At 63.4% G+C, this 25,672-nt stretch carries 25 protein-coding genes; 15 read left to right on the top strand and 10 right to left on the bottom strand.

Features of this window, described 5'->3' with window-relative positions; all coding sequences use genetic code 11:
- Positions 1–26 precede the first annotated feature (26 nt).
- A complete protein-coding gene (locus tag Q8R75_RS10055) occupies positions 27–365 on the bottom strand; it encodes a P-II family nitrogen regulator (RefSeq protein WP_305612886.1) in 339 nt (112 codons plus the stop codon).
- A 99-nt stretch (positions 366–464) separates the two neighbouring features.
- Here Q8R75_RS10055 and Q8R75_RS10050 point away from each other — a divergent pair, with 99 nt between their 5' ends.
- The 6 genes from Q8R75_RS10050 to Q8R75_RS10025 all read left to right on the top strand — a co-directional run bounded on the left by Q8R75_RS10050 (position 465) and on the right by Q8R75_RS10025 (position 6,796).
- Positions 465–1,013 (top strand): heme NO-binding domain-containing protein, encoded by a 549-nt coding sequence (locus Q8R75_RS10050; protein ID WP_305612884.1) that lies wholly within the window; start codon positions 465–467, stop codon positions 1,011–1,013.
- The gene (locus tag Q8R75_RS10045) at positions 1,010–2,341 is read left to right on the top strand and encodes a response regulator (protein ID WP_305612882.1); all 1,332 of its coding nucleotides are present in this window, start codon (positions 1,010–1,012) and stop codon (positions 2,339–2,341) included. The genes Q8R75_RS10050 and Q8R75_RS10045 overlap by 4 nt, the downstream gene beginning before the upstream one ends.
- A 121-nt stretch (positions 2,342–2,462) precedes the next feature.
- Complete coding sequence (locus Q8R75_RS10040) at positions 2,463–3,296, top strand: DNRLRE domain-containing protein (RefSeq protein ID WP_305612880.1); 834 nt, start codon at positions 2,463–2,465, stop codon at positions 3,294–3,296.
- A gap of 35 nt (positions 3,297–3,331) precedes the next feature.
- Positions 3,332–3,841 (top strand): archaeosortase/exosortase family protein, encoded by a 510-nt coding sequence (locus tag Q8R75_RS10035; protein WP_305612879.1) that lies wholly within the window; start codon positions 3,332–3,334, stop codon positions 3,839–3,841.
- Positions 3,838–4,446, top strand: coding sequence for a hypothetical protein (locus tag Q8R75_RS10030; protein ID WP_305612877.1), 609 nt, complete (start codon positions 3,838–3,840; stop codon positions 4,444–4,446). Before Q8R75_RS10035 ends, Q8R75_RS10030 begins: the two co-directional genes overlap by 4 nt.
- A 70-nt stretch (positions 4,447–4,516) precedes the next feature.
- On the top strand, positions 4,517–6,796 hold the full coding sequence (locus Q8R75_RS10025) for a S8 family serine peptidase (protein ID WP_305612875.1): 2,280 nt from the start codon (positions 4,517–4,519) through the stop codon (positions 6,794–6,796).
- A gap of 106 nt (positions 6,797–6,902) precedes the next feature.
- On the opposite strand, the gene Q8R75_RS10020 is transcribed toward Q8R75_RS10025, so the two are convergent.
- Both Q8R75_RS10020 and Q8R75_RS10015 read right to left on the bottom strand, forming a co-directional pair.
- Positions 6,903–8,171: a hypothetical protein gene (locus Q8R75_RS10020; RefSeq protein ID WP_305625992.1), complete on the bottom strand. Its 1,269-nt coding sequence runs from the start codon at positions 8,169–8,171 to the stop codon at positions 6,903–6,905.
- Positions 8,172–8,296: 125 nt separating this feature from the next.
- Positions 8,297–9,598 (bottom strand): hypothetical protein, encoded by a 1,302-nt coding sequence (locus Q8R75_RS10015; protein WP_305612871.1) that lies wholly within the window; start codon positions 9,596–9,598, stop codon positions 8,297–8,299.
- A 255-nt stretch (positions 9,599–9,853) separates the two neighbouring features.
- On the opposite strand from Q8R75_RS10015, the gene Q8R75_RS10010 reads away from it, so the two are divergent.
- The 5 genes from Q8R75_RS10010 (at position 9,854) to Q8R75_RS09990 (ending at position 13,913) form a co-directional block, all read left to right on the top strand.
- Entirely contained in the window at positions 9,854–10,525 is a 672-nt protein-coding gene (locus Q8R75_RS10010) for a hypothetical protein (protein ID WP_305612869.1), read from the top strand.
- A gap of 97 nt (positions 10,526–10,622) precedes the next feature.
- Positions 10,623–11,093 carry a hypothetical protein gene (locus tag Q8R75_RS10005; RefSeq protein WP_305612868.1) on the top strand — a complete coding sequence of 157 codons (471 nt, stop codon included), beginning with the start codon at positions 10,623–10,625 and terminating at the stop codon, positions 11,091–11,093.
- A 103-nt stretch (positions 11,094–11,196) separates the two neighbouring features.
- Positions 11,197–12,570 (top strand): tyrosinase family protein, encoded by a 1,374-nt coding sequence (locus Q8R75_RS10000; protein WP_305612866.1) that lies wholly within the window; start codon positions 11,197–11,199, stop codon positions 12,568–12,570.
- A gap of 189 nt (positions 12,571–12,759) precedes the next feature.
- Positions 12,760–13,107: a transposase gene (locus tag Q8R75_RS09995; protein ID WP_305612864.1), complete on the top strand. Its 348-nt coding sequence runs from the start codon at positions 12,760–12,762 to the stop codon at positions 13,105–13,107.
- Positions 13,108–13,274: 167 nt separating this feature from the next.
- Entirely contained in the window at positions 13,275–13,913 is a 639-nt protein-coding gene (locus tag Q8R75_RS09990; protein WP_305625991.1) for a hypothetical protein, read from the top strand.
- 18 nt (positions 13,914–13,931) lie between these two features.
- Here Q8R75_RS09990 and Q8R75_RS09985 read toward each other — a convergent pair whose 3' ends face one another.
- Together Q8R75_RS09985 and orn are read right to left on the bottom strand one after the other, a co-directional pair.
- Positions 13,932–15,548: an NAD+ synthase gene (locus tag Q8R75_RS09985; protein WP_305612861.1), complete on the bottom strand. Its 1,617-nt coding sequence runs from the start codon at positions 15,546–15,548 to the stop codon at positions 13,932–13,934.
- Positions 15,549–15,552: 4 nt separating this feature from the next.
- Positions 15,553–16,101, bottom strand: coding sequence for an oligoribonuclease (gene orn, locus Q8R75_RS09980; protein ID WP_305612859.1), 549 nt, complete (start codon positions 16,099–16,101; stop codon positions 15,553–15,555).
- Positions 16,102–16,241: 140 nt separating this feature from the next.
- On the opposite strand from orn, the gene Q8R75_RS09975 reads away from it, so the two are divergent.
- The 4 genes from Q8R75_RS09975 (at position 16,242) to Q8R75_RS09960 (ending at position 19,780) form a co-directional block, all read left to right on the top strand.
- On the top strand, positions 16,242–17,474 hold the full coding sequence (locus Q8R75_RS09975; protein WP_305625990.1) for a M48 family metallopeptidase: 1,233 nt from the start codon (positions 16,242–16,244) through the stop codon (positions 17,472–17,474).
- Between the two features lie 14 nt (positions 17,475–17,488).
- A complete protein-coding gene (locus Q8R75_RS09970; RefSeq protein ID WP_305612856.1) occupies positions 17,489–17,824 on the top strand; it encodes a 4a-hydroxytetrahydrobiopterin dehydratase in 336 nt (111 codons plus the stop codon).
- Between the two features lie 44 nt (positions 17,825–17,868).
- A complete protein-coding gene (gene rsgA / locus Q8R75_RS09965) occupies positions 17,869–18,684 on the top strand; it encodes a ribosome small subunit-dependent GTPase A (protein WP_305612897.1) in 816 nt (271 codons plus the stop codon).
- A gap of 184 nt (positions 18,685–18,868) precedes the next feature.
- Complete coding sequence (locus tag Q8R75_RS09960) at positions 18,869–19,780, top strand: transglutaminase family protein (RefSeq protein ID WP_305612854.1); 912 nt, start codon at positions 18,869–18,871, stop codon at positions 19,778–19,780.
- Between the two features lie 28 nt (positions 19,781–19,808).
- On the opposite strand, the gene pelG is transcribed toward Q8R75_RS09960, so the two are convergent.
- Genes pelG through Q8R75_RS09935 form a run of 5 tightly spaced genes read right to left on the bottom strand, consistent with a single transcriptional unit; the run spans position 19,809 to position 25,651 of the window.
- Entirely contained in the window at positions 19,809–21,179 is a 1,371-nt protein-coding gene (gene pelG, locus Q8R75_RS09955; protein ID WP_305612852.1) for an exopolysaccharide Pel transporter PelG, read from the bottom strand.
- Positions 21,179–22,744: a GT4 family glycosyltransferase PelF gene (gene pelF / locus Q8R75_RS09950; protein WP_305612850.1), complete on the bottom strand. Its 1,566-nt coding sequence runs from the start codon at positions 22,742–22,744 to the stop codon at positions 21,179–21,181. Before pelF ends, pelG begins: the two co-directional genes overlap by 1 nt.
- A complete protein-coding gene (locus Q8R75_RS09945; RefSeq protein ID WP_305612849.1) occupies positions 22,741–23,742 on the bottom strand; it encodes a hypothetical protein in 1,002 nt (333 codons plus the stop codon). Before Q8R75_RS09945 ends, pelF begins: the two co-directional genes overlap by 4 nt.
- Complete coding sequence (locus Q8R75_RS09940) at positions 23,732–25,123, bottom strand: PelD GGDEF domain-containing protein (protein WP_305612847.1); 1,392 nt, start codon at positions 25,121–25,123, stop codon at positions 23,732–23,734. Before Q8R75_RS09940 ends, Q8R75_RS09945 begins: the two co-directional genes overlap by 11 nt.
- Positions 25,124–25,651 carry a penicillin-binding protein activator LpoB gene (locus Q8R75_RS09935; RefSeq protein ID WP_305612846.1) on the bottom strand — a complete coding sequence of 176 codons (528 nt, stop codon included), beginning with the start codon at positions 25,649–25,651 and terminating at the stop codon, positions 25,124–25,126.
- Positions 25,652–25,672: the final 21 nt, after the last annotated feature.

Genomic DNA, 25,672 nt, shown 5'->3' with positions numbered 1-25,672 from the left:
TCCGGGGGCCGCGGAACCCGGCGGCGTCAGATGGCTTCTTCGCCCGACTCGCCGGTACGGATGCGGATGACCTGTTCGACCGAGGTCACGAAAATCTTGCCGTCGCCGATCTTGCCGGTGCGGGCGGCCTTGATGATGGCCTCGACCGCGCGATCGACGGTTTCGTCCGCCACGATGACTTCGATCTTGATCTTGGGCAGGAAATCGACGACGTATTCGGCGCCCCGGTACAGTTCGGTGTGGCCTTTCTGCCGGCCGAAACCCTTCACTTCTGTCACCGTCAGACCGGTCACGCCCACTTCGGACAACCCTTCACGGACCTCGTCGAGCTTGAATGGCTTGATGACGGCTTCGATTTTTTTCATGATGCGTTCTCCTCGCTAAGGCCGCGAAGTATAAAGGCTTCAGGCCTCACTGACAGCGCCGTTAACCGGCCATCGTCAGCGGTCGCGGGGAGGTTCGACATGAAGGGCATGGTGTTCACCGAATTCATCGATATGGTCGAGGCGCGTTACTCGCCAGAATTGATGGACGAAGTCATCGAGGCGGCGGCACCGCCGAATGCAGGCGCCTACACCGCTGTGGGGCAGTACGACCACCATGAACTGGTGAAAATGGTGATCGAGCTGTCTGCGCGAACCGGCACGACGGTGCCGGAACTGGTGCGCACCTTCGGCGAATACCTGTTCGGGCGTTTCCACACAGGCTACGGCCACCTTTTCACGGGATTGAATGACGCCTTCCACATGCTGTCGAGCATCGAATCCATCATCCATCCCGAAGTGCGCAAGCTCTACCCGGATGCCCGACCGCCGCGCTTCGACATCGGTGGCGACGGCATCAACACGCTGGAAATGACCTACCGCTCGGACCGCCACTTCGGCGACCTCGCGGAAGGCTTGATCACCGCCTGCATCGCGCACTTCAACGAGAACATCGGCATCCGCCGCGAAGACATTTCGGATGCGCCCGGCAGCGTCATCCGCTTCACGCTCACCCGCGGCGAGGCATGAGCGAACAGGGCAGCACACCGCCGGACGGCAAGGTCGCGCTGTACGAGCGCCGGCTGGCGCGCGAGCGTGCCGCGCGGCATGCGGCCGAAAAACTGCTTGAAGACAAGGCACGAGAGCTGTTCGACAGCAACGAGGCGCTGCGTGGCCTCGCCGTCTCGCTTGAAACCCAGGTCGCCGAACGGACCGCCAGATTGTCCGAAGCGCTGGCACGGGCCGAACAGGCCGACCGCGCGAAATCCGACTTCCTCGCCACGATGAGCCATGAAATCCGCACGCCGATGAATGGCGTGATCGGCATGGCCCAGCTGCTGGCAGCATCCGAGCTGGACGGCGAACAAAGGCAGTACGTCGATACGATTCTCGAATGCGGTGATTCGCTGCTCGGTCTGATCAGCGACATCCTCGATTTCAGCAAGATCGAGGCGGGCAGTCTGGAGCTGGACATCCACGCCAGCACGCTGTCCGACCTGCACGACAGCGTGCTGTCGATCACCCGGCCGCAGGCAAGGGCGAAGTCGCTGTCACTTGAACTCGACTCGGCGATCGCACCGGACACCCACGCCATGATCGACGCGGGCCGGCTGCGTCAGGTGCTGGTCAATCTGGTCGGCAACGCCATCAAGTTCACCGCCACCGGATCGGTCGCACTGCGCGTGCGGCCGGCACCGATGGCCGACGGCACACCGGGTGTCGAGTGGGCCGTCATCGACACCGGCGTCGGCATCGCGGACGACAAGCGCGCCCGGCTGTTCCGCCCGTTCTCCCAGGTCGACACCTCCACCACCCGCCACTTCGGCGGCACCGGTCTCGGGCTGGCGATCAGCCAGCGGCTGGTGCAGGCCATGGGCGGCCTGATCGTCGTCGACAGCGCGCCCGGCGCCGGCAGTACCTTCAGTTTCGTGCTGCCGCTGACCGAAGCCAGCGCCGGCAAACCCGCGGCAAGCGTGATCGAAGAGGCGCCACGCCTGCCCGCCGGTCTGCGCGTGCTGGTGGCCGACGACAACGGGGTCAACCGCCTGCTGGTGCAGCGCCTGCTGCAGCGTCTCGGTGTCGAACCCGATCTCGCGAACGACGGCGCAGAAGCGCTCGGCCTGTGGTCGGAACGTGGCCACGACGTGATCCTGATGGACATGAGCATGCCGGTGATGGACGGCCTCGAAGCCACCCGCACCATCCGCGCGCACGCCGGAGCGCAGCCGCGCATCATCGCGCTGACCGCCAACGCCTTCGAGTTCGACCGCCGCAAGTGCCTGGACGCCGGCATGGACGACTTTCTCGCCAAGCCGATCAACTTTGCGCAGTTGATGGAAAAGCTGAAGGCATTCTGACCGACCGCACGGCGCAGCGCTCCTTGACCTCGTGCGCCGCGCAGCACGGGCGCACCCACGCATCACGAAACCATCACGTTTCGTACCTAGACTCCCGCGGTTACCTTTCCGGAGCCGTCGCATGAGTGCCATGTCGCGATTTGTGGTGGTTCCCCCTGTGCGGCCGTGGTGTTTTTCGCTCGTGCTGATCGCTCTCGCCGGTGCGGCGCAAGGTGTCGAAATGCAGCGCGCGCCGGCGGCCGATGCGACCCTGTTCGGCGACGAGCCGGGTCTGGCCAACGGTTCCGGTTCTCATCTGTTCATCGGTGCCACGGCGGCCGGTTTTTCAAGACGCGCCCTGGTGCGCTTCGACCTCTCCGAAGTTCCGCCCGGATCGACCGTCCGGTCTGCCTCACTGCGTGTGGTGATCGACCGCATCGCCAATGGCGCACCCGACGACAGTGTTGCGAGCCTGCACCGGCTGCTCGCCTCGTGGGGTGAGGGCGCTTCGGGTTCAGGCGGCGGCGGCAACGGCGGCGGCGAGGTTGCGGTGGCCGGCGACGTCACCTGGACGCAGCGCTTCTATTCGGCCGCCTCGCCCCAGACCTGGAGCACCCCGGGTGGCGACTTTGCGGCGGAAAGCGCATCGATTCCGATGGTCTCGACCGGCGGCTTCGTGTGGGCAGGCACGCCGGAAATGCTGGCCGATCTTCAGGGATGGGTGAATGATCCTGCATCGAACCACGGCTGGTTGATCCGCGGTTCCGAAGCGGCGACGCGCTCCGCCAAGCGATTGGTCAGTCGGGAAGGCGGGGTGAATGTGCCGCTGCTGACCCTCGAATACGATCCGCCGGTCGCTGCGTCGGGTGATGTGCCTCTTCCCGCCTGGGCGCTGGGCGCACTGGCTGCTTCCCTGCTTGGCGCTGCGGTCAGGCCACGACTGCGCAAACGTGAATCGGAAACTTCGAAACCGTGATGGAGGGCAAGCCCGAAAATGAATCAGCCGGTGCCATGGCGTTCTGGCGAGTCGGCTTGTTCGCGCTGATCTTCGCCGCGCTGCAGTGGGGCTGGTCGGTGCAGCAGGACAGTGCAGTGTTCCGGCTTTGGGTCGAGGATCTCAATGTGCGCGCCGCCGTCGTGCTGATCGCCGCCGTCCAGCCGGACAGCGGCGCCGCGGCGGCCGGACCGCGCGTGCAGGCACCGGGTGGTGGCATCAATGTACTGCAGGGTTGCGACGGCGCCGAACTGCTGTGGCTGATGACTGCCGCCTTCGCCGTGGCACCGCTCGCCTGGCGCTGGCGGCTGGCTGGCTGGCTGGCCGGACTGCTGCTCGCGTGGCTGCTCAACGTCACGCGCATCACGGCGCTGTTCTTCGCCTGGCGCAGCGATCCGCGCTGGTTCGACTGGCTGCACAACTACATCGGGCCCATCGTGCTGGTGGCGCTGCTGGCGCTGTATTTCCAGTGGGTCATGCAGCGCGCGCCCGTCGCCGAACCGGAACCGGACATCGGCTACCGATGAATCCGCGCAGTCTTGCACCGCGCTTCATCGCATCGCTGTGCATCGTGGGCGCGCTGGTGCTGTGGCAGGGCGAAGCGATGATGCAGCGCCTGCTGCCGTCGATCGCGCTGACGATGGACCTGATCGATCGTCATCACAACGTGCTGTCTCTCGACATCACGAAAACCGGCGCCGACACGGTGATCCGCCTAGAAGCCGGCATCCGTCAGCTGATCCTGACCGGCACGCATGTGACCTACGCCGACCCGCGCGCCCGTGCCGTCATCACCACGCCACTGGCGACCTTCTGGCTGGCGCCCAGCATGACCCTGGCGCTGTTGATGGCGTGGCCTGCATCGAGCACGGCAGCGACGCTGATGCGACTTGCGCTCGCCATCCCGGCGCTGGCATTCGTCCTCCTGCTCGACGCGCCCTTCGTCCTGGATGCGCTTTTGTGGGGGCTGCATCGCGACGCCCACGACCCGCACGGCACCTCGACGATACTTGTGTGGAGCGCCTTTCTGAAGGCTGGCGGACGATTTCTGCTGGGCGCCGCCGCTGCCGCCGCGGTCATCGCCGCAAGCCACACCCTCGCAGAAGGATGGCGTTCGAGGACATCACGCTGACACAAGGATGGAACAAAGCCCCGCCAGGGTGACAGCACCCGCCCCCGCCCTGAATACCGATATGCCGCACTTGCGTCGATCATTTCTGCTGCGTTGGCTGTTCGGCGCGCTGGTCGCGTCGGCGTTTGCCCATCCGGCCGCCCACGCCGCCCCGCGTCACGTCGATGCCGACGTGGCCGCGGCGCTTGCACGGGGCGAGGCGCCACGGGTGATCGTCGAGTTGGTCGACGACGGGAGCGTGCCGGAGATCAGCGCGGTGCAGCGGCGTCGCGACACGATGAAGACGGCGGTGATCGCCGCGTTGCCGGCCGACCGCATCAGCGTGCGCCGCCGCTACAGCACGATGCCCCTGCTGGCGCTCACACTGAAGGATGCGGATGCGCTGCGCGCGCTTCGAAGCGACGACCGGGTCGCCGCCATATTCATCGACAAGCGGCGCAAGGCGATCGGCGCGCAGGCGCTGCCGCTGATCGGCCAGCCGGCGGCAGTCAGTACGGGGTATCAGGGCGCGGGCACGGCAGTAGCCGTGCTCGATACCGGTGTCGATTTCATCTTGGGCCCGTTCGGCGGCTGCACGGCTGTCGGCGTGCCGGCCGGCCCGTGCAGGGTGGTCGCGGCGTACGAAGCGGCCATCGAAGACAATGCGCGCGACGACAACGGGCATGGCAGCAAGGTCGCGATGACGACGCTGATGGTCGCGCCGCAATCGTCCATCGTCGCCATCGACGTGTTCGAACCCGACGGCGCCTGGGATTCCGACGTGATCGAGGGCATGGACTGGGCGATTTCGCAGCGCACGGCCTACAACATCGTCGCGCTCAATCTGAGCCTGGGCGACACCCTGCAGAATGCCGTCACCTGCACGCGGACACCCTACGTCGCTGCGGTGCGCCGGGCTCGCAATGCCGGGCTGGTGGTGGTGATCGCCGCCGGCAACGACAGCTACACGGCGGGTGTCGCCGAACCCGCCTGCGTCGCCAACGCCGTGGCCGTCGGCGCGACCTACGACGCCAACGTCGGCCAGCGCGCCTTCGGCGGCTGCACCGACAGCACGACCGCGGCCGACAAGGTGACCTGCTATTCGAACAGCGGCGAGCCGCTCGATCTGCTCGCGCCGGGCTCGGTCATCAGCGTCGGCGGCAACACGCTGGACGGCACCTCCTTCGCCGCCCCCATCGTGGCCGGCGCCATCGCCGTGCTGAAGCAGCGCTTCCCGCTCGATACGGCGGAACAGATCGAAAGCCGCCTGGTACTCAGCGGCACCACGGTGACCGATGCGCGCAACGGCCTGCAGCGGCCGCGGCTGGCACTGGGCGCCGCGCTGGCGGGCGTCGGCACCGAAAGCAACGACGCCTTTGCGGCTGCTCGCGTGCTCAATGGCGTATCGGACAGCGACAGCGGCAGCAATTTGCTGGCCAGCAGCGAAACGGGTGAGCCGGCGCACGACGGCATCGAGGCGACGCGCTCGCTGTGGTGGGTATGGACCGCGCCAGCTTCAGGCATCCTGACGCTGGACACCAACGGCAGCAATTTCGACACCATGCTGGCGATCTACACCGGCAATGCACTGTCGTCGCTGGCGCTGCTTGCGAGTGATGACGACGGCGGTGCCGGCGTGCAGAGCCGACTGGAAACACTGGTGTCCGCCGGCACCACCTACCGCATCGCGGTCGATGGCTTCGAAGCCGCCACCGGCAGCGTGGTGCTCAACCTCGCTTTCGACGACCGGGCCGAACAGACCATCGTGTTTCCGGCGCCCGACAACGTCTGGCTGGACCAGGGCAGCGTCGCGCTCGACGCGCTCGCCAGTTCCGGCCTCGCGGTGAGCTACGCCTCGGTCACGCCAGCCACTTGCAGCGTTGGTGGAAGCCCCGGCGCCGCCTTCGCCACGCTGATCGCCGCCGGCCCGTGCAGCCTCACCGCCAGTCAGCCCGGCAATGGCGACTTCTTCGCCGCCGCGTCGGTCACGATGACCTTCACCATCAGGCTGGCGCGCGCCGTGCAGACCATCACCTTCCCGACCCCACCCGCCTTCGCCCTCGACGCCGGCCCCGCCGCCCTCGCCGCCAGCGCAAGTTCAGGTCTCGCGGTGAGCTATCTGAGCCTGACACCGAACGTGTGCAGCACCGCCGGCAATCTGGCCAGCCTGCTCGCCACCGGCACCTGCACCGTGCAGGCCAGCCAGTCCGGCAACGACAGCTGGCTCGCCGCTGCACCGGTCAGCATGACCTTCGCCGTCACTGCGGCCGCGGCGACCAGCCCGAGCGACGGCGATGTGCCATTGCCCGGCTGGGCGCTGGCCAGTCTGGCCGCGGCGCTGGCGGGGAGTGTCTGGCGGCGCGGTCGTTGAGCACTCGGGGCAGGCGCACGCCTCTCAAGCGCGCAAGCCTGCGCGGCACAACCCGATTGACCCCGGCGATCCGGCAACCATCAAGGTGACGGGTCACCTCCAGGCTTCAGGCGAAGTCATCCGGTGCGAACATTCCGGACGCGTGCGGCAAGGGTGGAGCAGGACGGCGCGGCGAAAACACCGCAGTTGCCGTACCGTCCTCGTCATCCCTCCGCAGACCGAAAAACATGAACGGGATGGATCGCATCCGGTTGATCATCTCGACCAGCCGGATGCCGTTCGCCTTTGCCATCACGGACTGCACCAGGCGCCGTGTCGTGCTGAGTGCCAAGCAATGCAGCTCGGCGATCAGTGCCACCGGCATGCCCTGTGCAATGCAAATGGCCACCTTCGCTTCCGCTCTCGTCAGGTCAAAAGCGCTGGCCAGAATGCTCGAGTCAGACTGAAGATCGCCTTTCAGTTCATGCACCACCGCCAGCAGCACCGGACACGAACTGAAAGCCGACGTCTCATTATCCTGCAGCAGCATCATGCCCGCGACACGCAACCCTGCCGGCCGCGCAATACCGACATGTTCGCTGGCAGCGAATGTGGGATGGGGTCCGGCCGACAATCGCGCAGCGTCCGCCTCGCGATAAAGCTTGTCGGCCAGTGCTCGCAAGGCCCGGTCGTCCTCTGCGTGTGCGAGCGCAACGCGACCTTCACGCTCCGATAACGCTGAACCAGACGACATCAGCGAGCGGGCAGGCCGGTTCGCGAAAAGCACCCTGCACTCGCCATCCAGCAAAACGATCGGCGAACCGAGGTGCCGCATCACGAGTTCAGCCGCCGCATGCTGGCGTCCGAGCCGCGCGTGCAACTGCGCAAACGCGTAGGCTTTTGCGATGTGAAAGGAAAGAAGGTCGCAGGCCAGAAAATCATCTGCTGCCAGCGGCCCCAGTTCTGCGCGCCGTGTGACCAACAGACTGACGGCCTTGTCACCGCTCGCAATCAGTTTGATGCCACTGACCCAGCGCCCTTCGCCGGGCGGCAGAAACGCCTGGTAGAAGGGGTCGCTGCAAACGGATGCATCGTCGACCCGTTCATGACAGTGAACCCAGCACCCCGGGCTCGTTGCGTGCAGACGATCCAGCAGCGGATCACCCAGGCTGACTCGACTTTTGAATGCACGCCGCGCCTCGGGCGGCACGCCCCCAACTTCGACATGGAACACAAGCTCTCGCCGCGACACCTCGATTTCGCATAGCGCAACCGTGTTGGCTCGAACCACGCGCTTCACGTCTGACAGCGCGTACGCCCAGGTCGCCTCCGAACTTCCGGTCGCAGCGCGATATAGCTGCTCGATGACCCGACGCAGCTCCTTTCCTTGTTCCATGCCCAACCTCCTTACCTCATACCCGCCCGCAACGCCGCACATGGATCGAAGTCAGGTGGCCTGCAACCAACACTCGCCGCCAGTGTGGCCCGAACTCAGGTAGAGGATGGCAGGCGCTACGCCGCTCAGGCGCTTCCACCCGGCCAGCGACCTGCACGCTTTGCTGCGGTGCCCTGGCAACCGGCGACCGCACCAATATGAATGCCCGCCCCCCGCGCAAGTCTCGACGGGCCCAGGGCCTCACCGCGACTGCATCGCATACCGAGAAAGATGAAGGGCAAGGACAGCACGCGACTCACCACCTCGCTCTGTCGGGTGCAGCCCATTTTCGCGAGCATGGACTTCACCTGGCTGCGTATCGTGCTCACCGCCTTGCAGCGGCGCTCCGCGATCTGCTCCACTGAAAGACCCAACGCAAACGCGATGGCGATCCGCGCCTCCGCGCGTGTAAGACCGAAGGCGCTCGCAACGACCGCCGGATCGGGCTCTGACAGCCCGCGCTGTTCATGAGCGACCGCAAGCAAGGCCGGATTCCCCCCGAAAGCGCCTATCGTGCGCTCGGGCAGCAGCGAACTGAGCATCATGCCGAGCACGCGGCTCCTCTCGGGCTGCGCCACACCTTCGTGGCCGCTCACCGCCAGCGGCAGGTAAGCACTGGCCGGAAAGCGGTCGTCGCCCGCCTTGCCGAACAACGACTTCGCCACCGCACGGAAGGCCCGGTCGTTATCCGGATGCCGCAAGGCCAGGCGGCCATCCAGCGCGTACAGCGCGCCGCCGGACGACATCAGCGACCCCGCGCTGCGGTTCGAAAATCTAATGTGGCATTCGCCATCGAGCAGGAACACCGGCACGCTGAGCTGATGCAGCGCTGCCGAAACCACGCCCGGGCCATCGTCCGGCGGCGCGCGCAGTTGATTGAGGCGATACGCCTTGGTGACATGCCAGGCAAGCCGTTCGCACAGCACGAACGCATCGCCCACCAGCGGCCCCTGATCCAGCCGTCGCGTCACCGCGAAGATCACCGCCACATCCCCCTCTTCCATCAGCTTGATGCCGCTGCTCCAGCGCCCGCCATAGGGCAGCAGGAACTCCTGATAGAAAGGGTCGGCAGCGACGAAATCGTCGTCGAACACCTCATGACAATGCGCCCAGCGCCCCGCTGCCATGGGCAGCAAACGCGCCAGCCGCGGATCGATCAGGTGATAGCTGCGTGTGTAATCGAGCAGCGCCTCCGGCGGCGCATCGCCCGCCTCGGCATGGAAGAGCAGCGCGCTCCGCGAAACGTCCATGGTCAGCAGCAACACCGCATGCGCCTGAAGCACGCGCAGCATCCCCGCCAGCGCCTGCGCCCAACTCACGCCGGCAAGGCCGGCTCCCGCCTCGTAAAGCCGCGCAACGACCTCGTCCAGCTCCGAGCCCTGTTCCATGACACCTCCGAACGACGCATCACCCATGCAAAGCCGGGCCGCATGGTGGCGGAAACGATGCTTACATGATGTTACATGCGATCGGGGTATGAGCCTCTCATCCGGATGGAGGAGACGATGGGCTCACAGGCTCGAGTTTGGCCCGATCGAGGAACACTTACCCAATTTGGGGGATGAATGGGTTGTGGTCGGTGTCTAAATTGTAAATCCGACAATGAATTCGAGAAATTAACGTGAGCTATAACGCACAGACGGATGTTTGAAATACGCCATCACTCGTTGCGGCGTTTCCTCGGGAAACTCCATGAATGTCTGCGCCTTTTCCAGCAGGGAAAACCTAGTCTGCGCGCGATCACTCAGCCGGAGCCGGGTTTTGACCTCCCTGTTCAGGTATTCATCAGGGTTGAGTTCCGGCTAGTACGACGCCAGGTAAAACACTTTGATTTTCTCCCGGTGCTCTTTAAGCCATCCGGTAATCGGTCTGGCGTGATGAAGGCGCAGGATATCCAGTACCAGAAAAACCTTGCGGGTACTGTCGGAAATGCAACCTTACAAGAATCCGATCATCTGGTCCGTGTTCATTACTCCTTTAATGAATTTGAACCGCACCGGTCAATGAATGCTGACGGCCAAAATCAATGTCAGTCCGTTTCGCTCGCTCGGAGCCGCCAGCACGGATGTCTGATCCAAGGTCGCGTCGGTTCGCAACCAGTGTCCGTCCTCGGCCACGGTCGTCTCGGCGCCCCGGTAGATTGTGTTCTCCACGGCCTAAGCGCACGCCATAATTTGCGTGTAGGTCTCGTTGAGCCAACACTCGACTTTGAGCGCGTTTTGTTCCAGCGCGCCCTTTATCGGCCGCTATGGCGCGTAGCCCCAATGCAGCAAGTACTCTCGCGCGGTGCGGATCCGCATATCGATACGTCCTGAGCGTACCCAGGAAGCTCTAGAGTGTCATTCTTTTCCATACACGAATTACATCCTAATCGGCCTATTTATTACCCTGTTAATAGCCAAGGAGAGATAAATGAAATACGCAAAGAGTACTATATTGCTTGGAGCTTCAACAATTCTTGGTGGGTGCGCTGGTCTGGACTTTGGAGAGCAAGGACTCTCTTTCTTCGAACCAAAACCATATTTGTTCGTATCAGTGAATAAGGACTGCGTTTCTACCGCTACATTAATCTCTCTTCCTGGTGACAAAAAGTTCGTGAAGTTCAAAACTGGTTATGGATCGTCAGACCTCTCTGTTGCCCTTTCCAACGGAATCCTGACTAATGCTGGGCAAAAGGTAGACGCGAAAGTACCAGAAACAATCACCTCAATCGCGAGCCTTGGCACTGCGATTGCGACATTGTCTGCCGAGAAAGGAGTAAAGCAGGCCATATGCGAGCCCTCTGCAATTCTGTATCCGGTAATGAATGGCGTTCCGGACCTTAAATCCCCTGCTGTATTTCCAATACAAATTAAGATGGTTGAAGGCGGGGTCACAAAGTAGCCTGACACTGCACACACCATCAGTCGAGAGGCACTGTGCAAAAGCGTGCGGTCCCTCACTTTTATGTTAGAAGTTTCATTTCACATCAGAGGGAGGGGCTGATATGAATAGACGGAAATTTATTAATTTTGCACACGCTTTAGGTCTCTCAGGTTGGTTTGGAGAGATGGCGTTCGCTCAAGCGACCACGATTCGTACGCGCAAGTCCGCAACGACATCCGCTGCTGTTGTGGATATAGACACCCTTCGAAAGGGTGTCGAAATGTTAGCAAGCGATTCGGCCTCAACTGAATACAAAAGCTGGATGTATTGGGCAAACAGCCATGGCACACCGGGCACAGTACCTCCAGCTATGGCAAAAGTATGGTCGCAATGCCACCACGGAACCCTACATTTCCTAACGTGGCACAGAGCTTATGTTTTCTTCTTCGAATCGGTGATTCGGGAGATCACACAACAGAATGATTTCGCACTTCCATACTGGGATTGGTACGGCTCAAACGGCATTCCTAAATCATTTGGAGAGCCCACTAATTCGGGCAAGAAAAACCCGTTATTCCATAGTCAACGGGCATTTCGATCGCGCACCCTAATACGAGACTCATTGCAGCAACCTACTTTTGAAGCCTTTCAGAGTAGTCTAGAAGGTAACCCACATGGGACAGTGCATGTTATGGTTGGTGGTGAAATGGGTTCAGTCGGTACTTCAGCCCGCGATCCGGTGTTCTGGGCGCACCACACAAATATAGATCGCATGTGGGACGTGTGGCTTGCCTTTGATAGCTCACGCAAAAACCCAACCGACGTAAACTGGCTCAAGCAGCGCTTTGCATTTGATGTTGATGGGAATAAGGCACTTGTCGTTAGTGATATGCTAAGCAGCAATATGCTTGGATATCGCTATGATAGTGTCGCCGTGACCGGCCCAACAGATCCAATCCCACCTCGCCCTATAATTAGCCAAATCGTTCAAGCAGAAACGGGGAACGTTTCGGGGATGACACCACAGGCGCTAGCTACAAAAAAGAAGGTTCTGCTCTCTGGCGAATCCTTGAACATTCAATTTCTAATTCCAGCCAAAAGTAAAGATAAGATTTCCACAATGGCTACTGCTCCGGCTGGAAAGTCAGCCCAACTCAGTGTTGTTTTGGAAGGAGTGCGAGTAACTGACCTTGGTTTAAAGCACGGCTTTGAATATCGGGTGTACGCCAATTTACCCAAGCAAACAGGCTCGCAGCATCAGCACAGAGACTTTTATCTCGGAGTCATAAATTCTTTCCAACTCGGTCATCATGCCAAGCACGGAACCTCAATTATCTACCAGATATCTCCCTTGGCAGCGCGTCAAGCTAAGAATTCGACATGGTCGATTTCTGAAGTAAGCTTGTCATTGGTATCGGACGATAATGAGGAAAAGCGGCCACTGGTTGAAATTGATAATGTAAGGCTGATGATATCGCCCGAACCGTTAATGTGATTATAAAATGGAAGGTAGATTGGCCGATTCGGATATCATTCACGCATATAAAAGATTGGCGCTCCAACAGGCTGGTGAGAAACCCCTCTCCTGTTTCCGGGTGCGGGTTTTGAGGCAGACTTCCACCTCGAATCGTCTTCCTACTTTTCCAGATTTTCCATGCGCGGCCAAGAGAATCCCCAGACGTCGATGTTCAGCTACGTGAGCCTTGAGCATCGTGTTCCGGAGGACCATCCGCTGCGCGCCCTGCGTGCGCTGGTCGACGGCATTCTCGCGAACATGAGTACGTTGTTCGACCAACGCTATTCGCCTACCGGCCTCCCGCCTATCCCGCCCGAGCAGTTGCTGCGCGCACTGCTCCTGCAGATTCTTTTCACCCTCCAAAGCGAGCGCCAGTTCGTCGAGCAACTCGAATTCAACCCGTTTCACTGGTTCATCAGCCTGGGCATGGACGATGTGGTGCGTGTGGGAACTGGGGTCGTAGCAACATTTCCGCGGGAGTCAGTTCAAACCCGGTGCGATTCAACCTTTTTTTAAAGGCGCACAGACGCCTCAACTCCACGTAGACCACTTATGCTCCATGGAACTGACAAGTTTTGATCAAAGTTGTTTGGAACTGCTTGAGGCATCGCCGCGTACCCAGTCACGAGACTCAATGCGGTCCGCGATAAATCACCTGCGTCGCGCTAAGGTTCTCTTGCCGGTTGATTGCCCTATGGCCGGGCTTTCGCTGCTATACGGCAGAGGAAGAGGCCGCGTCAGCTCTGATGCATTGCTTAAAAGAACGACGATATGTGAACGCGGAGCGTCTGAACCCGAAGAGTCATAAGAAAAAGAACGCCGTGATCCCTTTTCTTACGATCCTTAAGAAGTTCTACGACGAGTCGCTCGGCATTCATGGTGCTGAGCCGGAAATTCAGCTGAGAACCCTGGACGGCGTCAAGCAGCTATTTGTCGCAATCCCGATCACTTTAAACGGACAAAAAACGGAGTTCTTGCCCACCCCACCGCTCAATTTTTCCGTAGTCAATGAAGCCAAACGCTTCTCCTATAGCGAGCATGTCAATGACTACATTAAATCTTGTGGCGCTCAGGAAGTGGACAACCGCTTACCTGAACTCGCAAACAAGCGCAACCTTTTGCTTTATGCCGGCCCGAAAGGCTATCCGCATGAGCTTGAAGTAACGGATAAATTTTTCCCTGCCTACTGCGCGCGGGTGACTACCATGTTGAGGGGATATTTGCTTATTCAACCTCATACTGAGAAGCAACCGTATGTGCAGCAGTCGTTAGATTCATTTCTTGAAATGCTTGGATTACTTACTTTTGATGAGGCGGTCTAACAGGCTGGTGAGCAATAGTCAAAAATCATCCCCATACCGATTCGTAATCGGATACCGCCAATCCTTCCCGAACCCCCGCTCGGTCACCCTCACCCCCGGCGGCGCCTGTCTGCGCTTGTATTCATTGCGCTTCAGCAACCCGATCACCCGTTTCACATCCGCTTCGGCAAAACCTTGCGCGATGATTTCGCGCGGTGATTCGTCGCGTTCCATATAGGCCTGGATGATGGCATCGAGGATTTCGTAGCTGGGCAGGCTGTCCTGGTCGGTCTGGTCGGGGCGCAGTTCGGCGGACGGGGCGCGGGTCAGGATGTTGTCGGGGATGTCGGGGCGCTGCCGGTTGCGCCAGGCGCACAGGCGATAGACGAAGGTTTTGTAGATGTCCTTGATCACGGCGAAGCCGCCGGCCAGGTCGCCGTACAGCGTGGAATAGCCGACGGCCATTTCGCTCTTGTTGCCGGTGGTGAGCACGATGGCGCCGGTCTTGTTGGACAGGGCCATCAGCACGATCATGCGGGCGCGCGCCTGCACGTTTTCTTCGGTGGTGTCGGCCGCGGCGTCGCCGAACAGTGGCTTCAGCATCTGCTCGAAGGTGGCCATGGCCGGGGCGATCGACACTTCGTCGTAGCGCACGCCCAGATTGCGCACCAGTGCGCGCGAATCGTCGAGGCTCATCTGCGCGGTGTAGGGCGAGGGCATCATGACGGCGCGCACGTTTCCGGCGCCTATGGCGTCTACGGCGATGCACAGCGTCAGTGCGGAATCGACGCCGCCGGACAGGCCGATCAGCGCCTGCTTGAAGCCGTTCTTGCCGAGGTAGTCGCGCACGCCGAGCACCAGCGTTTCGTAACAGTCCTGCTCGACCGGGGTGACCGGCGGCAGCGGCTGGGCGACGATGTCGCCGTCGCTGAAATCGACCGTGGCGAAGTGTTCGGCGCAATGCGGCGCGCGCCAGGCGAGGCGGCCGAGCCGGTCGAGCGCGAACGAGGCGCCGTCGAACACCAGTTCGTCCTGACCACCGACCAGATTGCAGTACACCGCGGGCATGCCCGTCGCGAGCACACGTTCGGCCAGCACCTGTTCGCGCGTGACCGGCTTGTCGACGTGATAGGGCGAGGCGTTGAGCACGGCCAGCAGCTGGGCACCCGCGGCCGCCGCAGCTTCCGGCGCGCCGGCCTTCCACACGTCGGCGCAGATGTTCACGCCGACCTTTACGCCGGCGATGTCGACCACCAGCGGGGCCGTGCCCTCGTCGAAATAACGCTGTTCGTCGAACACTTCGTAATTGGGCAGGCGTTGCTTGAAATAGGTCGCTTCGACGCGGCCGCCGCGCACGATGCTGGCGGCGTTGTACAGGTGTTCGCCCGTCGCATGCGGGTGACCGACCAGCAGCGCAAGGCCGGCCGGCGCTTCGGCCGCCAGACGCGCCAGCGCGGCGGCACAGGCGCGGATGAAGTCCGGCCGCAGCAAAAGGTCTTCAGGCGGATAGCCGCACAGCGCCAGTTCGGGTGTCAGCAGCAGTTGGGCGCCCTGCTCCACCGCGCGCTGCGCGACGTCGAGAATGAGGCGGGCGTTGTGGTCAAGGTCGCCGACCACGCAGTTGATCTGCGCAACCGCAATGCGGAGGGTGCTCATGGCCTCACTCCATGCGCAGGAAGTGTTCGCGGTAGAACTTCAGTTCGTCGATCGATTCGTAAATGTCGGCCAGCGCCTCGTGCCGCTGCGCCTTCTTGAACTGCGCCGCGAGCTCGGGCCGCCAGCGCTTGCACAGCTCCTTCAGCGCTGACACATCGAGATTGCGGTAGTGGAACCAGGCTTCGAGCTGCGGCATGTGGCGGGCGAGGAAGCGGCGGTCCTGGCAGATCGAGTTGCCGCAGATCGGGCTGGTGCGCTCGGGCAGGTACTGGCTCAGAAACGCGATCATGTCGGTTTCGGCGGCGGCTTCCGTAACGGTCGAGGCGCGCACGCGCTCGGTCAGGCCCGACTTGCCGTGCGTGCTGGTATTCCATTTGTCCATGCCGGCGAGCACCTCGTCCGACTGGTGCACGACGATCACCGGCCCTTCGGCGACCACTTCCAGATGCGCGTCGGTGACCACGCAGGCCAGTTCGATGACGCGGTCGCTGTCCGGATAGAGACCGGTCATTTCCATGTCCAGCCAGACGAGGTAGGTGGGGTCCTGTGCCATAATCGAGAAAATTTCCAAGCGGGATTAATGCGTTCGTCCGAACGCGGATCGGCCTGATTTTGTCACACTCACGTGGCCTGGACTGAGTCTAAACAAAGACTCGGCCGGACAGGAACCGCATCCACCCGAGGCTCTCCATCATGCTGACCGAAATCTTCATCCTTGCACTCGTGCTGACCACCGGCGTGCGCCTGTGGCTCGCGACCCGCCACCGCGCGCACATCGCGGCGCACCGCGCCGAAGTGCCGCAGGCCTTCCGCGACAGCATTCCGCTGGACGCCCACCAGAAAGCAGCCGACTACACGATGGCGCGCGTGAGCCTTGCCCGCGCGGACGTGGTGGTGAGCGCACTGTGGCTGCTGGTGCTGACGCTGGGCGGCGGGCTGCAGTGGTTCTACGACCTTGCCGGAAGCCTTGCTGGCGAGGGCCTGCTGCGCGACCTGGTGTTCGTCGGCCTGCTGACCCTGGCGTCCGGTGTGATCGACCTGCCGTTCACGCTGTACCGCACCTTCGTCATCGAAGCGCGCTTCGGCTTCAACAAGATGACGCCCGCCATGTTCTTCGGCGACCTGATCAAGCACGGCCTGGTGGCGGCCGCCATCGGCGCGCCGGTGCTGGCCGCGGTACTGTGGATCATGGACAGCCTGGGCAGTGCCTGGTGGGTGTACGCCTGGGCGTTCTGGCTGGCGTTCAGCCTGGCCGCGATGTTGCTGTACCCGACGCTGATCGCGCCGCTGTTCAACAAGTTCGAGCCGATGCCCGACGGTGAGCTGCGCAGCCGCATCGAAGGCCTGCTCGAGCGCTGCGGTTTTCGCGCCGACGGCCTGTTCGTCATGGATGGCTCGCGCCGCTCGGCGCACGGCAACGCCTACTTCACCGGCTTCGGCAAGGGCAAGCGCATCGTGTTCTTCGACACCTTGCTCAACCGGCTCGGCGGCGACGAGATCGAAGCCGTGCTGGCGCACGAACTGGGCCACTACAAGCATCACCACATCTGGAAGCGGGTGGCGCTGATCGGCGGCGGCAGTCTGGCCTTCTTCGCCCTGCTTGGCTGGCTGATCGATCAGTCGTGGTTCTACGCGCAACTGGGGGTGACCAGCGAGGGCAACGTGATCGCACTGATGCTGTTCGCGCTGGTGATGCCGGTGTTCTCCTTCCCGCTGTCGCCCATCATGTCGCTGATGTCGCGCAAGCATGAATTCGAAGCTGACGCCTACGCCGCGGCGCAGACGCGTTCCGGCTGGCTGGTGTCGGCGCTGGTGAAGCTGTACCGCGACAACGCCTCGACGCTTACGCCCGATCCGCTGTATTCCAGCTTCTATGATTCGCACCCGCCCGCCGCATTGCGCGTGGCGAAATTGCAGACGCTCTGACCCCTCAGGAACTCATGGACGCACACGAACTTGCACAACAGCACTGCACGCCGCAGAAGGGCGCGCACAAACGACTGACCGGCGACACGCTTGCCACCCACCTGCGCGGCGTGCCGGGCTGGATTGAGGCGGACAACCACATTTCCAAGGACTTCCAGTTCGCCGATTACGGGCAGGTGATCGGGTTCGTGAACCAGGTGGCGGAACTGGCGGCAGCCGAAGATCATCACCCGGACATCATGTTCGGCTTCAACCGGGTGCGCGTGGTGTTCACGACGCACAGCGTGCGCGGCGTATCGATCAATGACCTGATCTGCGCCGCCCGCATCGAAGCGATGCGCGACCTTTGAACACCGTTCCAGGTCGCGTCGTGTCGGCGCACGGCCGGCACTATATGGTGCGGCTCGACGACGGACAGGTGCTGCAGGCCTTTCCGCGCGGCAAACGTTCCGAAGTCGCCTGCGGTGACCGGGTCGAGCTGTCGCTGCAGGCGGATCAGGCGCGCATCGAACGCATTCACGAACGGCGCAGCCTGCTTTACCGCAAGGATGCCTTCAAGCAGAAGACGGTCGCCGCCAACGTTGACCAGGTGGTGATCGTCACCGCGACCGAACCCGGCTTCAACGCCGACCTGGTGGCGCGCATCCTCATTGCGATCGGTGCGCAGGACGTCGACGGGCTGATCGTGCTCAACAAGTGCGACCTTGCCGAGGGCCTCGCGGGCGCCCGTGCGCAACTCGCCGGCTTCGCCGCCATGGGTTACACGGTGCTCGAGCTGTCGGCGAAGCAGGACGTGTCGCTGCTTGCCAGCCATCTGAAGGGCCGGCTGAACGTGTTCATCGGCCAGTCCGGCATGGGCAAGTCGACGCTGGTCAACGCGCTGATCCCCGGTGCCGCGGCGGCGACGCGCGAGATATCGGCTGCGCTCGATTCCGGCAAGCACACCACGACCTACGCCCGCCTGTACGAACTGCCGGGCGGCGGCGAACTGATCGACAGCCCCGGCCTGCAGGAATTCGGCCTGTCGCACCTCGACGTGCCGGCGCTGGAATACGCCTTCGTCGACTTCCGTCCCTGGCTCGGCAAGTGCCGCTTCCGCGATTGCGCGCATGACCGCGAGCCCGACTGCGCCCTGCGCGACAACGTCGCCCCCGGACGCATGTCGCTCTATCGCATCCTGCGGAACGAACTGCAGCGGCCGCTGTATTGAACCGGATCTGATCCGTTTCCTGATCGCATTTCCCATCCGGTTCTGAATTGGGAACAGGCCCTGTCCGGGAGATTTTCGATCCGCACCCCCGCCCGCAAGCAGGTAGTCCCCGTCCTACAGCCGTGGGCACCCTGCACGTCTAGCATCCGGCCGGTCGCATCAATTCGATACCGGAGCCGTACCCATGCCCAGGATGAACGTCACTGTTTCACTGCGTTACGACGTCGGCACCGCGGGCAGCCTGGCGCTGCGCATCCTGCCCGCCGCCACTCCGCAGCAAAGGGTGAGCGGCGAGTCGCTGGTGTCGTCGCTCGGCGCCCGCAGCCGCATCGTCAATGGCCGCCTCGGCCAGCGCGTACTGCACGTGCAGGCGCCGCCCGGCCCACTTGAAATCGACTATTCGGCGCGCGTGCTGACCACCCATCACGTGGCCGACCCGACCACGCTGGCCGAAATCGGCGTCGCCGAACTGCCTTTCGACGTACTGCCCTTCCTGCACGAAAGCCCGTTCTGCCAGACCGAGCCGCTGGTCCGTCTGGCCTTTCGCACCTTCGGCCGCATCAAACCCGGCTTCGGGCGCGTGGCCACGCTGTGCGAGTGCGTACGTGACCGCACGTGCTTCGATCCGGCCCAGACCGGCGCCGACAAGTCGGTCATGGACACCCTGCTGGACAAGAGCGGCGCAAGCGAACACTTTGCCCATCTGGCAATTGCGCTGTGCCGCGCGCTCTACATTCCGGCGCGGCTGGTCAGCGTGACCGGTCCGGGCAGCAGTTCGGGACAAGGGCTGTCCGGTCTGCACTGCTGCATCGAGGTGTTTCTGGGAGATCGCTGGTATCTGTTCGATCCGGCCGGCACGGCGCCGATCGGCCGTCTGATCCGCATCGGCACCGGACGCGACGCCAGCGATCTGCCGGCCATCAGCATGCAGGGCGAGGCGCAGCAGACGGCTGGCCGTCTGCTGATCACGACGCTGTGCGACGCCAGCGACATGCAATCCGACGCCTCGGACGCGCTGCGGGCGATTTCGACCGCAGCGCCCGACCTGACGCGCGGCGGATCTCTGGCCGAGCAGGACGGACGACGTCAGGCCTGATTTTCAGGCCCGATGTCCGGTCCTGCGATCACTGCAGCATGAAGGTTTCGTATTCCAGCCGGGCGAGCTTGCGGTCCAGCGCATACAGCCCGAACAGCAACGTCAGCAGCACCGACAGGGCGTAGCCATAGCCGTAGAAGCTGGCGCCCAGCTTGAAAAACAGCGCGGTGAACACGATGTTCGACACGCAGAAGAAGGCGCACAGGCCGAGAATGAGCCGGCGCTGGTCCAGATAGAAGAACACGTTCAGCAGCGCCAGCAGGCCGACCTGCAGACTGGCCGCCAGCGTCTGGATGTACAGCAGCGGCAGATACAGCTCGGAAATCTCCAGCAGCGCGAATACGGCCGGGCCGGCCACGATGGCGGCCAGCATGGCCAGCGTCTGGATCTTGCCGATTTCGGCCAGGCCTTGGCGGATCGAATAGACCATTTCGTCGCGCATGTCCTCGATGTATTCGAGCGATCCGCCGGCACGCACCGCGTCGAAGAACCGGTCGTAGTACTCGACGAAGTCGGTTTCGATGCGCACCAGGAACACCGCCATGCCGGGGATGATCGACAGGTAGGCCATGAACACCGGTAGATCGTAGATGACCGAGGCGCGCAGCGGCCCGATGATGGCGTCCGACGTTTCCGGCCAGCTCCAGAACATGAACTTGTCGGCCCACACGCCGAGGTTGTACAGCAGGCCGATCGCCATCAGCGTCGGATAGCGCGTACTGCGGTCGGCGAACTCGTACGAAATGGTGACCGCCGAGCGGTAGTGCCACGACGTCATGATCCACATGCCGACCAGCAACACGAAGTGACCCAGCACGAAGCCGCCGAGCAGGCCTTCCAGCCCCCACGGCCGGGCCAGCAGCGCAGCCGTGACGGTGATCGCGTAACCCAGTGCGTACAGCAGCAGGATGGCGCGGTACATCTTCAGCCCGGACAGGAAGATCGTGGCGACCCAGATGCCGCACAGCAGCACGAAGCCCGACAGCATCAGCAGCCGGTAGGCGACCGACAGGCCGGAAAACAGCGTGAACGCCAGCACCAGCCCGATGATGCCGGCCAGCGCGATCACCCACAGCAGCAAACCGTTGAAGTTCGACATGATGATGTCGTCGCGCTTCTCGAACAGGCGGTCCGACACGAAACGGGTGAACGCCAGCTGCACGAGGCCGGTCAGGATGAGCGAGGTGGCGATGAGATAGGTCACCGACACCTGGAACTGCGTGACCAGGAATTCGGGCACCACGACGGCACGCGACAGCAGGCCGACCATCAGGATGCCGACGATGGACAGCACCCACGGTCCGGACCCGATCACCCCGGCGTAGCTGTAAGCCTGCGCCAGCCCGAGCAGGCTGTCCTTCTTCAGCAGTTTGCGCAGTTCGAAACCGATGCCGGCCATCAGCGCGCTCCATGCCCGAACGGGCAGCCACCGCCGGTGCGCCCCTCGCGCGCCAGCGCCTGCGTATAGACCTCGCGGTAGCGGTCGAACATCTGCGTGTCGCTGTAATAGCGTTCGACGCGCGCGATGCCGGCCTGCTGCGCGGACACCCAGGCGACCGGATCGCCGAGCAGTTCGAGCGCCGCATCGGCCAGCGCCTGCGGGTCGGCGATGCCGACCACGCGACCGGCCGCACCGAGCGCCTCGTCTTCCTCGCCCAAACCGTACATCAGTTGCCGGCATGAACCGACATCGGTCGACACCGCCGGTACGCCCGCCGCAAAGCCTTCCAGCAGCACCAGCGGCAGCGCCTCGGAAATCGACGACAGCACGACCAGGCCGATCTTCGGCATCAATTCGTCGATCTTCTGCATGCCGAGAAAGCGCACGTTCTCCGTCAGGCCCAGACTGTCGACCAGATTGCGGCACTCTTCGGCATAGGCCGGATCTTCTTCGGCCGGCCCAGCGATCCAGCCCTGTGCCTCGGGCATGCGATTCACCACGCGACGCATCGCGCGGATGAAGGTCTTGATGTCCTTGATCGGCACCACGCGGCCGATCAGGCACAGCACCGGCGGCACGCTTTCCGGCCGCTGTTCGCGCAGCGGCGCCAGCTTGTGGATCGCCACGCCATTCGGAATGTTGCGCGTGCGCGCCGCATCGGCTCCGTCGGCGACCTGGCGCAGGCGGTTGATTTCATACAGCGCGATGATGGGGTCGGCCGCGCCATACGTCAGCCGGCCCAGCCATTCGAAAAAGCGTATCCACAACTGGCGGAAATAGCTCAGTTCGGAGGAATCCTTCTGGAACACGTTGCGGTTGTCGCGTATCCACTCGTTCTGGTACAGGTCGATCTTGCGTTCCTTGGTGTAGATGCCGTGCTCCGACAGCACGAGCGGCCGGCCGGTCGATTGCGCCAGCATGGCGCCGAGGAAACCGGCGTATCCGGTCGACACGCTGTGATACACCCTGGCCGGAATCAGTCCGTGCGCAACGCGCGCGAGCTGCCACAGCGGCTGGTGCATGATGCGCACGGTCCAGAAATAGTCGACGAAGCTGGGGTCGCTGCAGTACTTGCGGTAGCGGTCGGTCACGATGTCCCACGACGCTTCGCTGCGCAGAAAGTCGTCGAGGCTTACCCGCCCGCCCGGACTGATTTCCCGGCATGCCGCGCCGAACAGGTCGAGCGCGTCGCCACCGCTGCGGAAGGCGTCGTGCAGGGCCGCCATGCGGGCGAAACCTTCGGTGTCGCCCGCCATGCCGGTCTTGCGGTCGTGTGCGCTGGCGCTGCCCAGGTCGTCGTGCAGGTAGTGGGTTTCGATGTGCTTCACGTTGTCCGGCAGCGTGTAGCGCATGTCGCCGTAATCGCTGCGCCGGCTGCCGATGAACACGACGGCGAACGTGAGGTCGGGGAAGGCGCGGATGATCTGGTTCACCCAGCTCGACACGCCGCCCGATACGTACGGAAACGTGCCTTCGAGCAACAGCGCCACATCGACGCTCGCGGGTTTTGTCAGGCCTGTCATGCGTGCCCCCAGAATCGCAGTACCGGCTGCAGGCGCGAAAGGCCCTCCCAGTCCTGCATGCTTGCCAGCAGGCTTTTCACCCGCGCGTAGTCACGCCGGGCGAACGCCAGCTCGGCCAGATAGGGCACCACGCGCGACGCCGGCAGGCCCAGCTCGCGCGCGCGCCGATAGGCGGCATCGGCTTCGTCGAAGCGTTGCAACTGTTGCAGCAGCCGGCCGTGCTGCAGGTGCAGCGCCGGATCGTCGGTCAGCCCCTGCAGCGCCGTTTCGGTGTGGCGCAGTGCTTCGCCGACCGCGTAATCAAGCAGGTCGCCCTGCACCAGACCCTGATAAATGAGTTCCCAGTAAAGCGCGGCGAGCTGATGCGCGACCGTGCTGCGTTCCGCGACGTCGCCGCTGGCCGCGAGGCGCTGGCGCGCTTCGTGGATGGAGGCGTTGAGCTGCTTTTCGCGCCCGTCGAGCAAGCCGTAGGCGAGCAGGCGCAGGTCGTCTTCGGCGTCGCCCAGCAGTTCGCGCAGTACCGGCGAGCCGATGCGCGACGGCGCGTGCGACAGCGCCACCATGGCGCGCAGGCGCTGCGGCACCGGCGCACGTTCGTTCTTCAGGAACTGGCGCACGCCGGCCTGGCGGAATCCCGCAGACGACTTTTCGCTGCTTTCGTGCGTATCGAGATCGGGCAGGCGCACCGCGGTGAAACGCTGCGGCGCACGCAGCCGCGGCAGCAGGTGGCGCAGCAGCGCACCGATGACCACACCGACGAAACCGAGCAGCGGCACGAAGAAGATGCAGCTGAACAGCAGCGCCAGCACGCTGGCGCGCGGTCTCGACTGGCGCGCCGGAATCAGCAGGTAGACGGCCAGCGCAAGCAGGCCGCTGGCCGGCGCGTGAATGGCCAGGTAGGCCAGCAATGCCTGATCGGCGTGCTCGATCACAAGCAGCGCCTGCAGGGCGCCCAGCTCGGTCAGCAGGGCCATCAGGCCGAATTTGCTAGCGCCCATGGCGACCTTTCAGCAGGCGTTCCAGCAGCGTCAGAGGTTCGATCGTATCGATCAGATTGATGCGGCTGCCGACGCCGCTGGCATCCAGTCCGCCACTGCGGTGCTGCGCCAGCCATGCATCGATGCGTGCGAGATAGCCTTCGACCGCTGCGCTGCCGGCAAGCGGCATCAGCGTGATCAGCTGCGAACCGGCAGCGCTGCGCACCAGCCAGACCACATCGAGGGAGCGCTGGATGCGGCTGATCTGCAGCGCCAGATCGTCTTCCGGCGCAGCGGCCGGAAAATCGAGCGTGACCAGCGCGCTGGCCACGCCGGATTCGACCCGCACGCGCCACATGCGCGCCAGTTCGAAGGCGAAATCCGGCGGGCAGTCGGGGTACACCGCGCGGATCGGTGCCGCCAGTTCGCTCGCCGACAGGCCGTCGGCGTAATAGCCGAGCAGCAGGTTGAGCATCTGCAGCGTTTCGTCATGCAGCGCAAAGAAGGGCATGCCGTCGACCACCAGCAACGCGCGCATGTCGCCACCCATGTCGGTCAGCGGCGCGACGACCAGGTAGCGCGAGCCGCTGAGTGCGCGTTCCCCGTCGAGTGCAATGTGAGCAAGGCGGCGCCGTTCGCAGGCAAAGCCGATCAACGGATCCGCCATGTCGATGTCGAACGGCGCGCCCAGATGAACCGGCGCGGTGCCGTCCGCATGGCCGTTCTGATCGACCTGCAACAAGGCGGCGCGCTCGATCTGGCAGTACTGGGACACCAGCCGCAGCAGCTCGGCCGCACCGGGCAGCAAGGTCCCCGCTGCCGCCGGTGCCGACGCCAGACCGCGCAGGCTGACCAGCGCATCGCGCATCGACACCGGGCGCGAAATGAGGTCCTGCTCCAGCCGGTCATGCGACAGGCGCAGCAGATAGTGCTGGTGCGTCAGGTATTCGAGCCGCTGTTCGAGATAGGCCTGCACGCTTTCGGCCCGCCGCACGCGACCACGCCACAGCGAAGAGAACTCGCCGCAGATCATTACAGTGATCAGCCAGCCCAGAAAGTAAAGCTTGGGCAGTTCGCCCAGCGCCACGCCCAGCTCGGCGAACACGAACCAGGCCCCGAATACGATGGCGCTGCCAGCCAGACCCGGTATCGGCCCGTAGCGCAACGCCACCAGCACCGGGCCCAGCCACACCCACGCGAACTGCGAACGCAGGAAGAAGGGGTCGAGCGGATTCAGCCAGAACGCCAGTGCGAGTGCCAGCACCGGCAGCACCAGGGTTTCGGTCAGCGCCGATGCGCCGGCCCCGGAGCCGGTCGGCGTGAAGCGTTCGATGATGCGCCGAACCAGCGGCTCATCAACCCGGCGGATGACCGGCTTTTCGCCGGGCGCGCGCGGATTCATTTATTTCAGGGCCGGCACGAGCAGCGACTTGATCAGTTCCTGCGCCACGCCGGACAAGGATTCACGGCTCCAGCCGCTCTTGCCGCCGACGCCGCTCCACACCACCTTGCCGCCGTCGACCTCGACAATCTGCAGCGCCACGCCGACCGCCGGTTCGCCATCGACGCCGACCTTGTAGCGCCACTCGTCGACGGTACCGCTGACCGCGTAGCGCGCGCCCTGCTCCTTCGCCCAGTCCATCGCCTTGTCGGCGTCCTTCGGCTTGCCGGATTCGAACAGGTTGTCGTTCTGCAGGCTCACCGGGTAGCGCTTCAGGTTGGCCACGCCGAGCGCACGCAGCAGACCTTCAGTGACGCTTTCGGCGCGCTGGCCGGCGAACGGCGTTTCGGTCGCGTTGGCGAATGGCAGCACCACCCAGGCGGCGCTCTTGTCGGCGCCGGACGGCGGCGAGTGGTCGATGACGGCGCAGCCGCCGAGCAGCGTGACGGCGGCCAGCAGGCCGAGAGTGCGGTGGATCAGGCGGGTCATGGTGTGTCTCCCTGTACGAAA

The sequence above is a fragment of the Methyloversatilis sp. genome (assembly GCF_030696805.1).
Taxonomy (GTDB): Bacteria; Pseudomonadota; Gammaproteobacteria; order Burkholderiales; family Rhodocyclaceae; genus Methyloversatilis.
Note: the sequence above shows the minus strand (reverse complement) of the source record. Positions and strands in the feature narration are given on the sequence as shown.